Here is a 12,803-nt window from a genome sequence, read left to right as displayed (position 1 = left end):
CCCCCACGCGGCAGGGGCAGGCAGCAGCCCTTGCCGCTTCTCTCGCTGCTGCATCCCTAACCGCAAGGAGTTATCACCATGAACGCCGTTACCCAAACCGAAACCCGCGCCATCGAAACTGCCGCGCCGCTGGAAGTGGCCGACCCGAGCAAGAACCTGATTTTGGTTCCACTCTCGCAGTTGCTGCCGCGCCGCTCCAAGCGCAACGCACGCAAGACCCCGCGCCTGTCCATTCCCGAACTGGCCGCGAGCATCGCCCGCATCGGCCTGCTGCAAAATCTCGTCGTCATCCTCGCCGCCGATGGCGAGCAGTACGAAGTGGTGGCCGGCGACCGCCGACTGACCGCGTTGAAGCTGCTGGCGAAGAAGAAGCGCATCCCTGCCGACTACGAAGTGGCGTGCCTGCTGGTGCCCGATGCTTCGGCCCGTACCGTCAGCCTCGCGGAAAACCTGCTGCGCGAGCAGATGCACCCGGCCGACCAGTTCGAGGCGTTCGCCGCACTGGTCAAGGAAGGCCGCCCCATCGAAGACATTGCCGCCGACTTCGGCGTGACCCCGCTGGTGGTGCAGCGCCGTCTCAAACTCGCCAACGTCTCGCCGCGCCTGCTGGCCGACTACCGCGCCGGAGCCGTCACCCTGGAACAGTTGATGGCCCTGACCATCACCGACGACCACGCCGCGCAGGAAAGCGCGTTCTACGGTGCGCCAGAATGGCAGCGTGGCGCGTCCGCGCTGCGCGAACGCCTGACCGAACGCGAAATCGACGCCACGCATCCGCTGGTGCGCTTCGCCGGGCTGGACGCCTACACGGCGGCGGGCGGCGGCATCCGCCGCGACCTGTTCGCGGAAGGCGATGCCGGAACCTACCTGACCGACGCCACGCTGCTGGAAACGCTGGTGCGCGGCAAGCTGGATGCGCTGGCTGGGGACGTGCGCGCCGAGGGTTGGGCGTGGGTCGAAGCCGTGCCGCACATGAGCTACGCCGAGCGGCAGGCGTTCCAGAACGCACCGCGCCAGCGCCGCGAACCGAGCGCCCGCGAAGCCCGCCGCATCGCCTCGCTGCAAACCCGCCTCGACAAGATCGACACCGAACTGGAAGAAGCCTACGACGCCGAGGACGAGGACAAGACCGAAGCGCTGGAACCGCGCCGCGAACAGGTTGCCGGGGAACTGCAAGCCGTGGAGGAAGCCTTGCAGGGCTACGCCCCGGATGTGCGCGCCGTGGCCGGCGCCATCGTCACCCTCGACCGCAGCGGCGAAGCCGTGATTCATCGCGGGCTGCTGCGCGAGGCAGAAGCCAAGGCGCTGCGCACGCTGGAACGCTTGCGGCAGGGTTTCGGCAGCGCGGAAGGCGAGGCCGGGAACGACGACGAAGGCGAGGACACCGAGCAGCCCAAGGCCGCGAGCCTGTCCGACCGGCTGGCGCAGCGGTTGAGCGCGCACCGCACCGCCGCGCTGCAAATCGAAGTCGCCCGGCATCCGCAAGTCGCGCTGGCCGCGCTGGTGCATGGCATGGTGCAGAGCGTCTTGCAGGACAACCACTACGGCCACGACTTGCCGCTGGGCGTGAGCCTGAAAGTGCAAGACCGGCTGGAAGGCATGGCCCCCGACTGGCCCGAGTCGCCCGCCGCCGTCGCCCAGCGCGAGTTGCAGCAGGTCGCGGGCGAAGCGCTGCCGCAGGACAGCGCCGAACTGTTCGTCGCGCTGCTGGCGATGGAGCAAGGCGAACTGGTGCGGCTGCTGGCGGTATGCGTAGCGGCGACCGTGGACGTGGTGACGCCTCGCGCCACTGCGCACCAGCCGGGCGCGGAACTGGCGCAGGCTGTGGGGCTGGACATGGCCGCATGGTGGCAGCCCACCGCAGACGGGTATTTCCAGCATGTGCCGAAGGCCGCGATTCTGGAAGCCGTGGGCGAGTTCGCACCGTCGCACGCTGCACGGCTGGCGAAGTTGAAGAAGGCCGACATTGCCAGCGAAGCGGAACGGCTGGCCGATGGTACGGGCTGGATGCCCGCCATCTTCCGCACCGAAAGCCCGCAACAGGACGCGCAGGCCGTGGCAGTGGATGCGGGCGCCGAAGCGCCGGAGGAAGTCGCCGCCGTGGCGGATGAGCTGCCGCAGGCCGAGGCACTGGCCGCGTGATCCTGCACCGCAGATAGCGCCCCGGTTCCGGCCGGGGCGCTTCACGCCAAGGATTCCTATCATGAGCCGCAACACCACGGACCGCCCGCGCATGGCGGCGATCTATGCCCCCGGTACGGTACGCGCCCGCCGCTGGCACGGCGATGGCGACGTGCGCGGCTACCGTCCGCCGCGTGGCTGGACGGCCCGCGCCGACCTGACCGACCTACATCCCATTACCGGCCACACCTTGCCGCGTGCCGCGTGGTGGATTGTCGAAACCAAGGAATAACGAGCAGCACCGGCCCCAAGCCGTTCCGCCTTGGGGCCGGTGGTCAAAAATCCGGGGCGTCGGTGGCCGCGCCCGGTTCCAACGTCGAAGTCAAAATCGCCCCGTTGCCGCCTTCGTCCAGGCGGCAACGGGGCGGACGTGCAAGTGCCTTGCACGCGACACGTCCATCGGTGCCCGCTGGCGCGGGCAAGGTTTCGATGGCGCCCCGCCGCAATGGGCGGGGCTTGTAGGGCTACGCCCCGGCTTGCTGCGGCAGGTTGTGCGATAGCGTGCCGTCCCCGACGCTGGCGATTCGCGCCTGTACGTCACGAAGGGCGATTCACCGACACGCCACCCGGCCTCGCTATGGAGCATCCACACCACGCCTCAAGCATGTGGTCGCGCGCTGCGGCAGGGGCGCTCTGGCCTTGTCGTCGGGGCTTTGACCTGGTTCGCGTCAGGGCGCAAGCCGGTGCAGCCGTCACGCGGGGATGCCGAGTCGGCCATGTCTCCTTTCGGGGGCGGGCGGCCCGTGCGTCCTTGGCTTGTCGTGAATCCTGGCGAGGGAACGGCTACGCCTTGGGCTTCATGGCCGCAACCTTCCAGCGAAAACAATTTCCCCGCCGCTGCGCGGCTTCCTCGCGCGGCAAATTCTTTTCGCTTCCAGGTTCTCCACGGTGTTGCGACCGCTGCGCGGTGCGGCCAGCCCATCCCCCGCCGGCCGGATCACAACAAGGACGCACTGGCGCGACCTTGTTCAACCCGAAAGGAGAAACATCATGGCTAACATCGGCACCTTCACCGCAGAGAAAGACGGCTTCACCGGCCAGCTCCGCACCCTGACCCTGAACGTCAAGGTCAAGCTGGTTCCCAACGACAAGGGCGACAGCGAGAACGCCCCCGACTTCCACCTTCAGGCGGCCGGCCACGAGATCGGCGCGGCGTGGAAGAAGACCAGTGAGGCCGGGCGCGAGTACCTGTCCGTGAGCATCGACGACCCTTCGTTCCCGGCGACGGTCTATGCCCGCCTGATCGAGAACGAGGACGGCACGCACGACCTGATCTGGTCGCGCAGCAAGCCCAAGGCAGCCTGACGGCCGCCCACCGCGCCCCGTCCATTGCGGCGGGGCGCCGTGCTGCTGGCGCAGCACGTCACGCACGCGCCTACGGCGTGTCGCGTTCCTTCAACACCGCCTCCAGCTCCTGGCGCACCTGCGCCAGAAGCTGATCGGCCCTGCGCGTGCTGTCGCCGGCATAGGCCAGCGTCAGCAACGTGAGCGGATGCACGTCCATGACCTCGCACAGCTCGGTCAGCTTGTGCATGGTCGGGCTCTTCAGGTCGCGCTCCAGCAAACTCAGGTAGGTACGGCTGGACACGTCGGAGAACGCTTCCTGGCTCAAGCCGCGCGCTTTCCTGACCGTCCGTATTGCTGTCGCCAATGAGTCTTTCGCCGCCACCTATGGTTTTCCTTAGAAAACCAAGATGACAGCCGATTGCGCACTATAGGGCTACAAACTATAGTGCGCATTTGGTGTCGTTGATTTCCGTATTCGTGCCTTTGCAGAAATCCGCATGGGCGGATTCCGACAGAATCTGGGAACCGCATCTGTGTCTTTCCTGGCCTGCGCAATTCCGCTTCCGCGTTTCCGTGCATGTACGGATTCGATGGCTTGCGCCTTCGTGCTTTCCCGCCAAAGCACGCATCCGCTTCGGCGGTTCCGCGCTTCGGTGGAAAATCGTATCCGTGCATCCTCGGATGCGTGGGGATTCGGGCCATGACCCAGCCGCTCGTCACCGCTGAACAGCGGGCGCAACTGCTCGCCGTCGGCGCGGCACGCGCCGCTGGCCGAAGCATCGACCCAATGCCGGCGGTGCGACTGTTCACCCCCGACGCGCACGCCACCTGGCTGCTGGCCGCGCTCGACCCGGCCGATGGCGATACGGCATGGGGGCTGATCGACCTGGGAATAGGCATGCCCGGCCTGGGCCATGTGAAGCTGTCCGATCTGGCGTCCATCGTCGGGCCGCACAAGCAACCTGTGATGCGCGATCGCTACTTCCAGCCCGTGCGGCGGCTGTCGGAGTACCTGCGGCTGGCCGAGGAAAACGGTTCGATCACCGACTGAGCAGTCCCAGCCAACGACGGCGCATTCTGACTATTTCAGTCTTACCCAAGACCTGATTGGTCTGAATCCGCACTCTTGCACCGAAGCGGTGCGCTTCTGATGCAAACAGTCATGATCTATGGCGCGGGCTGCTGCACGGTGCTCCATGCTGCGCACCATTTTTGTGGCGCGCAACCGTCGCATTCAGACGATTTCCGCAATGCCCTGGAGCCAATCGGTCTTGACACCGCAGTTACAGAGTACCCCGATTTCGATGACGACTTGATGGCGACTCGATAGCTCCCGCACAGCGGAATCCGTGGCGACGTTCCTGCTGAATGACAGGAGGCTGCGTCATGGCTGACCCGAGCGCCGAACACTGGTATCCGACCGCCGCGTATCTCTACATGCTGCACCTCGACGGCCCCGCGCTGGCGTGGGAATACCTGCGTCGCCACCCCGACTACCGCCGCGACTGGCTGCGCCGCCGCCGCCGGCCAGAGGCCGCCGCGCGCTGGGGACTGCGCCTGCTGGAAGATCCCGCCCTGGATGCGCGCGACGCGCACCCGGCCTGGTTCCCCGATCACGATGCGGTAGTGCAGCTCTACCCGGACGCCGACCCGCCGCCCGACGCGGTGGCTTTCGCGTTCTGGTGCCTTCCCGGCCAGAAGCACCTGATCCACGACGGCAAGCGCCTGGTGCTGCTGACACGCTGGCTGGGCTGCTGCCTGCGGCTGGTGATCGCTCCCGGCCTGGCCGACGGCATGGCTTACGCCTATGCCATTCGCGCCTGCGCCGCATCCTGCGGACGCTATCAGGCGCTGGCGGCCGAACTGGACAAGCTGGCCGCCGCTGGCGATGCAGCGCCAGCGGGAACGGCACGGTCGCGGCCGGCACCCGCTGCGCTGCTGGAGTTGAACACGCTCCAGGCGCTCGACGGCACCCTCGCGGGCGCGTCCCTGCGCGACGTGGCCGAAGGGCTGTTCGGCGTCGATGCTGTCGCCGCCGACTGGTACGCCGATAGCGCCTTGCGCGCCCGCGTGCGGCGACTGGTGCACCGGGGCGATGCGCTGATGCGCGGCGGCTATCGCCGCCTGGCACAGCTTCCGCCCGTTGCACAGGGACGCGCTGCATCCCCTGCAAAACGTCCCTGAGCAGGAAGCCTTGCTTTCTTGAAAGTGCCTCTATCCGGCCGCGTGGTGTGGCCGGGCTTGATGGAGGTACATCCCATGCGACCCGCTCCCTTGCGGCCTGCCGCCGCTGCTGTCGCTGCGCCCGTGCAGCCCCAACGCTACCTGACCAACGACGAAGCCGCCGAATACCTGCGTCTGTCGCCGCGCACGCTGGAGAAACAGCGCGTGATCGGCGGCGGCCCGAAGTTCCGCAAGTTCGGCCGCCGCGTCATGTACGCGGTGGCCGACCTCGATGCCTGGGCCGACCAGCGCAGCTACGAGGCCACGTCCGACCCGGAATATGCCGAGCGTCACGCGGGCGACTACCGTGATGGCCGCTGATCGTCGGCTCGCCGGTGGCCATCGTCATGTCCAGCCCATCGCTGCCGTCGGGGCAGCGATCGCAGCAGCGGGAACAGCTCGACCTGTTCCGCGCGCTGCCGGGCGACGGCATGGCGCCGCGCGACAGCCAGGACTTGATGGCCTTTCCGTTCTTCTCGCTGGCGAAGTCGCGGCGCACGGCGCCGATCGACTTCCGCAGCGGGAACATCACCATCCGCGTGGAAGGCACGGCCGAGCACGGCATCGCCACGATATGGGATGCCGACGTGTTGATTTGGGCGGCCTCGCAGATCGTGGAGGCGCGCGACGCAGGCATTCGCCCGTCGCGCTGGATACACGCCACGCCCTACGAAATCCTGCGCTTCATCGGGCGCGGCACGTCCTTGAACGACTACCAGCGCCTGAAAGCCGCGCTCGACCGGCTGCAATCGACCAGCGTGGCGACTTCCATCCGCGAAACCACCGGGAGGCGCTTGCACCGCTTTTCGTGGGTGAACGAATGGCGCGAGCTGGCCGACGCCAGCGGCACGCCGCTGGGCATCGAGCTGATCCTGCCGGACTGGTTCTATGCCGGCGTGCTCGATGCCGCCCTGGTGTTGACCATCGACCCGGCCTATTTCCGCTTGAAAGGTGGCATCGAACGCTGGCTGTATCGCCTGGTGCGCAAGCACGGCGGGCGGCAGGAACACGGCTGGCAATTCGACTTCCGGCATCTGCACCGCAAGTCCGGCAGCGCGGCGCGCTTCTCGGACTTCGCCTACGACCTGCGCGTGCTGGTCGCGCGGCAGTCGCTGCCCGGCTACGTCCTGGGCATCGAGTCGATGCCGGACGAGAAGCTGGAACTGCTGACCTTCCGGCCCGTGCCGTTCACGGCACGGGGATAACTGCGGGAAAAGCTGTGGACGGCCTCGTGCTATCAGGAGTGCCGGGTATCGTGCTATCGGGAGTACGCCTATCGTGCTATCAGGAGTACGAAAACGCCGCAAAGCCAGTAACGGCGCGGGTTTGCGACCCCTCTAACTTACCTAACTATAAATCTCTAACTTTTAGTAGAAACGCGTCGTTTCGGTGGACAACCACGAAACGGCACGGCCAGGCCGGCTTTCCAGCAGGGAGGGCCGCGCCATGATCTTCGCGTTTCTCAACCAGAAAGGCGGCGTCGGCAAGACCACACTCGCTACCCACATCGCGGGCGAGCTGGCGATGCGCGGGCTGCACGTCATCCTGCTGGACGCCGACCCGCAGGGTTCTTCGCTGGACTGGACGCAGCGCAGAAGCCAGCAGGGCTTGCCACGGCTGTTCAGCGCCGTGGGCCTCGCCCGCGAAACGCTGCATCAGGAAGCGCCGGAGCTGGCCCGCCGCGCCGATCACATCATCATCGACGGCCCGCCGCGCATCGCCGCCCTGGCGCGTTCCGCGCTGCTGGCGGCCGAGCGCGTGCTGATTCCCGTGCAGCCCAGCCCGTATGACCTTTGGGCCAGCGCCGAGATGGTGGCGCTGATCCGCGAGGCGCAGGTCTTTCGGCCTGCGCTGCGCGCGGCCTTCGTCATCAATCGGCGCGTCAGCACCACCGTGATCGGGCGCGAAGCGCGCCAGGCGCTTGCTGACCAGCCGCTTCCTGCGCTGCGCGCGGAAGTGCATCAGCGCATCGTGTTCGCCGACAGCGTGGCCGCTGGCCGGCTTGCACGCGAGACGGCACCGGACAGCGCCGCCACCCGCGAAATCACCGCACTGGCGGACGAACTGCTGCGGTGGCCGACATGACAGCGAAGCCGCCACCGAACAGCAAACGCACGGCCAAGCGCGTCGGCATCGGCGCGCGTCCGCCCGCGAATCCGCACGCCGAGGCGTGGATTCGCCAGGGCGACGCCGATGCGCTGAACAAGGGCGACCTCTACACGGCACGCCTGACCCTCGACATCACGCCCGCCATGCGGGCGCGCATCAAGGTTTCCGCCTTCACGCAAGGCGTGACCGTAGCCGACCTGCTGCGCGGCCTGCTGGAGCGGGAGTTTCCAGAACACCGCAGGGAGAACACGCCATGACTGCATCCGCTTCGTCTGCTCCCGCGCCTGTTGCCTTCGCGGCTACGGCTGAGCTCGCAGTACCTTTCGACCAGCCTGCCGGCGCGCCGCTGACGCGCGTGGCGCTGGCCTACATCGAACCGCGCTTCAAGCTCTACCTGCGCTTCGGTGAACCTGCGCGCACGCACCAGCTCGACCGCTGGCGTCGCTGCGCGGTGTTCCTGCCAGGCGCCATGTTGTGCCTTATCCGCTGGCAGGCCAACGACTACGGCACCGTTCGCTGGCAGCTCATGGTGATGCAGGCTTGTACGCCGCTCGATGCGGCACAGCGCATCCCCGGCGTGCAGCCCGGCGCACGCCTGCTGCTGCACGCCGAGGGCGAGAACCAGGTGCGCGCCGTGCTGGAGCGCATCGACGCCATCGAGGCGCTGGACATCGCCCCCGCCGCTGTCTCGCCCGCGTACTGGCGCACGCTCGCCAACCGGCTCGCTGCCCGCCTGCCGCTGCCCGAATACACCGCCGAGCGGCACGCCGCCTGGCTGACCGCGAGGGCACTGCCATGACCGCCGTTTCCACTGCCGGCACCGCGCCGCGTCCTCGCTCGCGCCTGCGCGCTCGTATCGTGCTGACGGGTCTGTCCGCCTGCGGCCTCGCTGCGCTGGCCTGGGCGTCCTTCGTGCATCCGCTGCCGCGCCTGATCTACAACCCATCCGACAGCGTGGCGGTCGGCTGGTATCGCGTCGATCCGCTGGGCGACGGCACCGACTCGCTGCCGCGTTCTTTCTCCGTCGGCAGCATCGTCCTGACCACGCTGCCGCCAGACGCCGCCGCGCTGGCCGCGCAGCGCGGCTACCTGCCGGCGCGCGTGCCGCTGCTCAAGCGCGTGGGCGCAGTCGCGCCGCAGGAGGTGTGCATCACTGGCCGCATCGTCCGCATCGACGGCGTGCCTGCGGCCGCCGTGCTGCCTGCCGACCGCTGGGGCCGGCCGCTGCCATCCTGGCAGCAATGCCGTCGCCTTGAACCCGGCGAACTGTTCCTGCTCAGTGTGACCAACCCGGCGTCGTTCGATAGCAGGTACTTCGGGCCGATCAATGCGGGCGCCGTGATCGGCATCGCGCATCCGGTCTGGCTGGAATCTCGCCCATGATGGCCTTCGATTCGCTGCACGTCGCCGTGCATCTCATCGTGCCATCGGGCGTGTCGTTCTGCTGCTCGTCGCCGTGTCGTCGCGCATGCAGTGCGGGTGCATTCGCACCGCACTTCGCGCTGCCTTCGGCGCAGCCGTCCAACGTGCAGGCGTCTTGCCTCGAACGCGCCCGGCCTGTGGCCGTCGCCGCGTTCGCCGGCGCGCTGGCCGCTCGCGCAGCAGCGCCGCCGGGCCGCCGCTGCCCGGAGCGCCAGCGAGGGGCAAAGGCGGAAGGCAAGACAAAAGGACGCGGCACCGGGCCGCGTCGAAAGCCAGTCTGCACATGGGGGTGGCGCGGCACGCAGCGGCTTCGCCACCGTGCCGCTTGGGGCGCGAGGCCCGCGCCAATGCAGGCATGTCCGCGTGCTTCGCACGACCGGACACGCCAGAGCTTGCAGGGAGCGCAGCCATGACCGACCGCCGCGACGATGATTTCCGCATCCGCCCCAGCGCCCCAAAGAACCGGGGCCAGGGCTTCGTCTCCAAGGTGCTCAAGCAGGCAGGCAAGGCCAGCAGCGGCAAGTCCACTGTGCGCCGTCTTGGCACTGCGAGCGGCACCGGGAGGGGCACCGGCCAGCGGCCCGGCTCGCGCCTGGGGCGCGGCCACACGGCGGCGCGCTTCGCCGGAGCGAAGCTCACGCCCATGTCGCGGCGCGTGACCATCAAGACGCTGCTGGTCAACCAGCGCCAAGCCAGCCCGCAGTCGCTCGCCAAGCACCTGCGCTACATCGAGCGCGACGGTGTGGGCCGCGATGGCGAGCCGGGCCAAGCCTATGGGCCGCAGACCGATGCTGCCGACCTCGACGCCTTCAAGGAACACTGCGCCGACGACCGACACCATTTCCGCTTCATCCTCTCGCCCGAGGATGGCGCGGAACTGGAAGACCTGCGCACCTACACGCGGCACCTCATGGGCCGCATGGAGGCCGACCTGGGCACGGGCCTCGATTGGGTGGCCGTCACTCACTGGAACACCGACAACCCGCACACGCACATCGTCGTGCGCGGGCGCGATGACACCGGCAAAGACCTCATCATCGCGGGCGACTACATCGCCGATGGCTTCCGCCATCGCGCCGCCGAACTGGCGACCGAATGGCTGGGGCCGCGCACCGAACTGGAGATCCAGCAGACTTTGCAGCGCGAGGTCGAGCAAGAGCGATGGACGAGCCTCGACCGCACGCTGCAACGTGAGGCCGGCGATGATGGCCGAGTGCATGTCGAACGCCTCAACGAACCGCGGTTGCAACGTCAGCGCCTGCTGCTGATCGGCCGCCTGCAACGCTTGCAGCGCCTTGGCCTGGCCGACGAGCTGCGGCCGGGCACCTTGGCCTTCCATGCCGACGCCGAGAAGACCTTGCGTGCCCTGGGCGAGCGTGGCGACATCATCCGCACCATGCAGCGGGCCATGCGTGGCGAGCCGCGCGAGTTGGCGGTGTTCGAGCCGGGGGACGATGGCCGAACCATCGTCGGTCGCGTGGCCGCGAAGGGGCTGGCCGACGAGCTGCGCGACCGGGGCTATCTGGTCATCGACGGCGTGGACGGCAAAGCCCATTACGTCGCGCTCAATGCCCGCGACGAACTGGCGAACTATCCGACCGGCGCGGTGGTGGAGGTGAAGGGATCGGCTGACGTGCGCGCTGCCGACAAGAACATCACCGCACTGGCGAGCGGCGGCCTATACCGCACCGACCATCACCTGGCCGTTGCGCAGGGTCAAGCCGTGCCCGGCCGCGATCCGCAGGAAGTCGTCGCGGCCCACGTCCGCCGGCTGGAAGCCCTGCGCCGCGCAGGCATCGTGGAGCGCGTGGCCGAGGGGCTATGGAAGGTGCCGGACGACCTGGCCGAACAGGGCCGCCGCTATGACGCACAGCGCCTGGGCGGCGTGGCCGTGGAACTGAAATCGCACCTGCCCATCGAGCGGCAGGCCCGCGTGATCGGAGCCACCTGGCTCGACCAGCAACTGATCGCTGGTGGCTCGGGCTTGGGCGACCTGGGTTTTGGTGGCGAGGCCAGACAGGCGATGCAGCAACGCGCCGACTTTCTGGCCGAACAGGGGCTGGCCGAGCGGCACGGGCAGCGTGTGATCCTCGCGCGCAACCTGCTGGGCACGCTGCGCAACCAGGACCTGGCGCAGGTCGCCAAAGACATTGCGGCCGACACCGGCTTAGAGCATCGCCCGGTGGCCGACGGGCAGCGCGTGGCTGGCATCTACCGGCGCTCCGTCATGCTCGCCAGTGGGCGCTACGCGATGCTCGATGACGGCATGGGGTTCTCACTGGTGCCGTGGAAACCCGTGATCGAACAACGCTTGGGGCAGCAACTTGCCGCCACGGTGCGCGGCGGCGGGGTGTCGTGGGAGATTGGGCGGCAGCGTGGGCCGTCAATCAGCTAGTGCTAACCCATGTATTTCGCTTTGTTTGAAAGCCTCGGTCAATTCCGAGCGAGCGGACTGCCAATGTGACTTCAACTCACGTATCGCGTTGCATCCATGTTCAGTCAGAATAATCTCGACAACTCTGCGGTCATGCGTGCGATCCATGCGCTCTTGTGCTGCTCTTTGGAGCATGCCCTTGTTTTCAAGACGGTCCAATAGCCTTGTCACAGAGGCTGAGTCGACTGCCAGACTGCGGGCCAAAGTGCTAGGCGTACATGCTGGAGTGGCTGAAATATGGTGTAGCGCCATCACCTGCACAGCGGTCAAACCGAACGGAGCAGCCACGCGATTCAGCACTTGATTCCTTGCTGTGCAAAGCCGCGTGATGGCCGTAGAAAGCTCCATCACCCGAAGGGCGTCGTCTGATTTCTCCGTGCCGATTGACCCATTCGGCATCATGACCGGGAACGCTTATTGGGCGAGTCCTCGCCGCAACCATAGGCACGCATGAATGTCATTACGGCTGCATTCGCCCACTGGTCAATCTGCGCCGAGGAAGGCGCGGCATCCGGATGAGTCAGGCACTGAAGCTGGGGTTCACCCCGAACCAGGTTGATGAACAGACTGGCGGCCGTCTCGCGGCCAATCTCGCCAAGATCGACCTCGCCGGATGCTGCCGCATTGGCCAGTTGTTCGGCCACCATCGCCGTCATGACCTGCGGGCCGGCCAGATAGAACGTCCGTGCGAGCTGGGGAAAGCGTGGGCCTTCGGCGATCACGACGCGGAAGACAGCCAGCCCGCCCGGAGACAGCACGATGTTCAAGTAGGCCCGAGCCAACAGGGTCAACGTTTCTCGCAGCTTCCCCGGGCGGAACTCGATGCCCTGCACCGTGTTCGTGAACGCTGCACATTCGGCTTCGATTACCGCGGTGAAGAGTGCTTCCTTGTTCGCGTAGTGCGCGTAAACCGTGGACTTGGACACGCCAGCCTCGCGCTGGATCATGTCGGTTGTTGCCGCGCTGAACCCATGGGTCAGGAAGACGTTTCGCGCAGCGCGCAGAACGGTGAGAGCCTTGGCGTTCAGCTCGCCGCTGCTCGGCGGCGGGGCGGTCATGACTTGGTTGGTTCGTCGCATCTGCTTGGGTCGGAAGTTTTGACACGGTGGCCAGGATTCTATATAGTACCAAACCGCTCGGTACGCAT

At 67.3% G+C, this 12,803-nt stretch carries 15 protein-coding genes; 12 read left to right on the top strand and 3 right to left on the bottom strand.

Annotated features, from left to right (window positions below; all coding sequences use genetic code 11):
* The first annotated feature begins 78 nt into the window (after positions 1-78).
* The 3 genes from AC07Y4_RS05630 to AC07Y4_RS05620 all read left to right on the top strand — a co-directional run bounded on the left by AC07Y4_RS05630 (position 79) and on the right by AC07Y4_RS05620 (position 3,486).
* The gene (locus AC07Y4_RS05630) at positions 79-2,142 is read left to right on the top strand and encodes a ParB/RepB/Spo0J family partition protein (RefSeq protein WP_028240163.1); all 2,064 of its coding nucleotides are present in this window, start codon (positions 79-81) and stop codon (positions 2,140-2,142) included.
* A 61-nt stretch (positions 2,143-2,203) separates the two neighbouring features.
* Entirely contained in the window at positions 2,204-2,413 is a 210-nt protein-coding gene (locus AC07Y4_RS05625; RefSeq protein ID WP_028240162.1) for a hypothetical protein, read from the top strand.
* Positions 2,414-3,171: 758 nt separating this feature from the next.
* Entirely contained in the window at positions 3,172-3,486 is a 315-nt protein-coding gene (locus tag AC07Y4_RS05620) for a DUF736 domain-containing protein (RefSeq protein ID WP_014646114.1), read from the top strand.
* A 70-nt stretch (positions 3,487-3,556) separates the two neighbouring features.
* On the opposite strand, the gene AC07Y4_RS05615 is transcribed toward AC07Y4_RS05620, so the two are convergent.
* On the bottom strand, positions 3,557-3,850 hold the full coding sequence (locus AC07Y4_RS05615; RefSeq protein WP_015476703.1) for a helix-turn-helix domain-containing protein: 294 nt from the start codon (positions 3,848-3,850) through the stop codon (positions 3,557-3,559).
* 318 nt (positions 3,851-4,168) lie between these two features.
* On the opposite strand from AC07Y4_RS05615, the gene AC07Y4_RS05610 reads away from it, so the two are divergent.
* The 9 genes from AC07Y4_RS05610 to AC07Y4_RS05570 all read left to right on the top strand — a co-directional run bounded on the left by AC07Y4_RS05610 (position 4,169) and on the right by AC07Y4_RS05570 (position 11,617).
* Positions 4,169-4,519 carry a DUF2958 domain-containing protein gene (locus AC07Y4_RS05610; RefSeq protein ID WP_015476702.1) on the top strand — a complete coding sequence of 117 codons (351 nt, stop codon included), beginning with the start codon at positions 4,169-4,171 and terminating at the stop codon, positions 4,517-4,519.
* A gap of 335 nt (positions 4,520-4,854) precedes the next feature.
* Positions 4,855-5,652, top strand: coding sequence for a DUF2285 domain-containing protein (locus AC07Y4_RS05605; protein WP_028240160.1), 798 nt, complete (start codon positions 4,855-4,857; stop codon positions 5,650-5,652).
* A gap of 75 nt (positions 5,653-5,727) precedes the next feature.
* Entirely contained in the window at positions 5,728-6,012 is a 285-nt protein-coding gene (locus AC07Y4_RS05600; RefSeq protein ID WP_026069907.1) for a helix-turn-helix transcriptional regulator, read from the top strand.
* Between the two features lie 26 nt (positions 6,013-6,038).
* Positions 6,039-6,896 (top strand): replication initiator protein A, encoded by an 858-nt coding sequence (locus tag AC07Y4_RS05595; RefSeq protein ID WP_156867395.1) that lies wholly within the window; start codon positions 6,039-6,041, stop codon positions 6,894-6,896.
* A gap of 241 nt (positions 6,897-7,137) precedes the next feature.
* A complete protein-coding gene (gene parA, locus AC07Y4_RS05590; RefSeq protein WP_068681381.1) occupies positions 7,138-7,776 on the top strand; it encodes a ParA family partition ATPase in 639 nt (212 codons plus the stop codon).
* A complete protein-coding gene (locus tag AC07Y4_RS05585) occupies positions 7,773-8,057 on the top strand; it encodes a hypothetical protein (RefSeq protein WP_043373393.1) in 285 nt (94 codons plus the stop codon). The genes parA and AC07Y4_RS05585 overlap by 4 nt, the downstream gene beginning before the upstream one ends.
* A complete protein-coding gene (locus AC07Y4_RS05580; protein ID WP_043373725.1) occupies positions 8,054-8,599 on the top strand; it encodes a DUF2840 domain-containing protein in 546 nt (181 codons plus the stop codon). The genes AC07Y4_RS05585 and AC07Y4_RS05580 overlap by 4 nt, the downstream gene beginning before the upstream one ends.
* Entirely contained in the window at positions 8,596-9,183 is a 588-nt protein-coding gene (locus AC07Y4_RS05575) for a S26 family signal peptidase (protein ID WP_068681399.1), read from the top strand. The genes AC07Y4_RS05580 and AC07Y4_RS05575 overlap by 4 nt, the downstream gene beginning before the upstream one ends.
* A gap of 448 nt (positions 9,184-9,631) precedes the next feature.
* Positions 9,632-11,617 (top strand): relaxase/mobilization nuclease and DUF3363 domain-containing protein, encoded by a 1,986-nt coding sequence (locus AC07Y4_RS05570; RefSeq protein WP_043373731.1) that lies wholly within the window; start codon positions 9,632-9,634, stop codon positions 11,615-11,617.
* Here the strand turns inward: AC07Y4_RS05570 and AC07Y4_RS05565 are convergent.
* Both AC07Y4_RS05565 and AC07Y4_RS05560 read right to left on the bottom strand, forming a co-directional pair.
* The gene (locus AC07Y4_RS05565) at positions 11,606-12,004 is read right to left on the bottom strand and encodes a MarR family winged helix-turn-helix transcriptional regulator (RefSeq protein WP_258015702.1); all 399 of its coding nucleotides are present in this window, start codon (positions 12,002-12,004) and stop codon (positions 11,606-11,608) included. The two genes, AC07Y4_RS05570 and AC07Y4_RS05565, sit on opposite strands and share 12 nt — an antisense overlap.
* 50 nt (positions 12,005-12,054) lie before the next feature.
* Positions 12,055-12,714 (bottom strand): TetR/AcrR family transcriptional regulator, encoded by a 660-nt coding sequence (locus AC07Y4_RS05560; RefSeq protein ID WP_005304557.1) that lies wholly within the window; start codon positions 12,712-12,714, stop codon positions 12,055-12,057.
* Positions 12,715-12,803 lie beyond the last annotated feature (89 nt).

Source organism: Variovorax sp. GW460-12-1-14-LB1, from assembly GCF_059423605.1.
The sequence above is the reverse complement of the archived record's forward strand: the minus strand, read 5'-3'. Positions and strand labels throughout refer to the sequence as shown.

Bases quoted from the DNA above. Each gene is read 5' to 3' on its own strand.
- AC07Y4_RS05630 (WP_028240163.1), top strand. From the start codon at position 79: ATGAACGCCGTTACCCAAACCGAAACCCGCGCCATCGAAACTGCCGCG.
- AC07Y4_RS05625 (WP_028240162.1), top strand. From the start codon at position 2,204: ATGAGCCGCAACACCACGGACCGCCCGCGCATGGCGGCGATCTATGCC.
- AC07Y4_RS05620 (WP_014646114.1), top strand. From the start codon at position 3,172: ATGGCTAACATCGGCACCTTCACCGCAGAGAAAGACGGCTTCACCGGC.
- AC07Y4_RS05610 (WP_015476702.1), top strand. From the start codon at position 4,169: ATGACCCAGCCGCTCGTCACCGCTGAACAGCGGGCGCAACTGCTCGCC.
- AC07Y4_RS05605 (WP_028240160.1), top strand. From the start codon at position 4,855: ATGGCTGACCCGAGCGCCGAACACTGGTATCCGACCGCCGCGTATCTC.
- AC07Y4_RS05600 (WP_026069907.1), top strand. From the start codon at position 5,728: ATGCGACCCGCTCCCTTGCGGCCTGCCGCCGCTGCTGTCGCTGCGCCC.
- AC07Y4_RS05595 (WP_156867395.1), top strand. From the start codon at position 6,039: ATGTCCAGCCCATCGCTGCCGTCGGGGCAGCGATCGCAGCAGCGGGAA.
- parA (WP_068681381.1), top strand. From the start codon at position 7,138: ATGATCTTCGCGTTTCTCAACCAGAAAGGCGGCGTCGGCAAGACCACA.
- AC07Y4_RS05585 (WP_043373393.1), top strand. From the start codon at position 7,773: ATGACAGCGAAGCCGCCACCGAACAGCAAACGCACGGCCAAGCGCGTC.
- AC07Y4_RS05580 (WP_043373725.1), top strand. From the start codon at position 8,054: ATGACTGCATCCGCTTCGTCTGCTCCCGCGCCTGTTGCCTTCGCGGCT.
- AC07Y4_RS05575 (WP_068681399.1), top strand. From the start codon at position 8,596: ATGACCGCCGTTTCCACTGCCGGCACCGCGCCGCGTCCTCGCTCGCGC.
- AC07Y4_RS05570 (WP_043373731.1), top strand. From the start codon at position 9,632: ATGACCGACCGCCGCGACGATGATTTCCGCATCCGCCCCAGCGCCCCA.
- AC07Y4_RS05565 (WP_258015702.1), bottom strand. From the start codon at position 12,004: ATGGAGCTTTCTACGGCCATCACGCGGCTTTGCACAGCAAGGAATCAA.
- AC07Y4_RS05560 (WP_005304557.1), bottom strand. From the start codon at position 12,714: ATGACCGCCCCGCCGCCGAGCAGCGGCGAGCTGAACGCCAAGGCTCTC.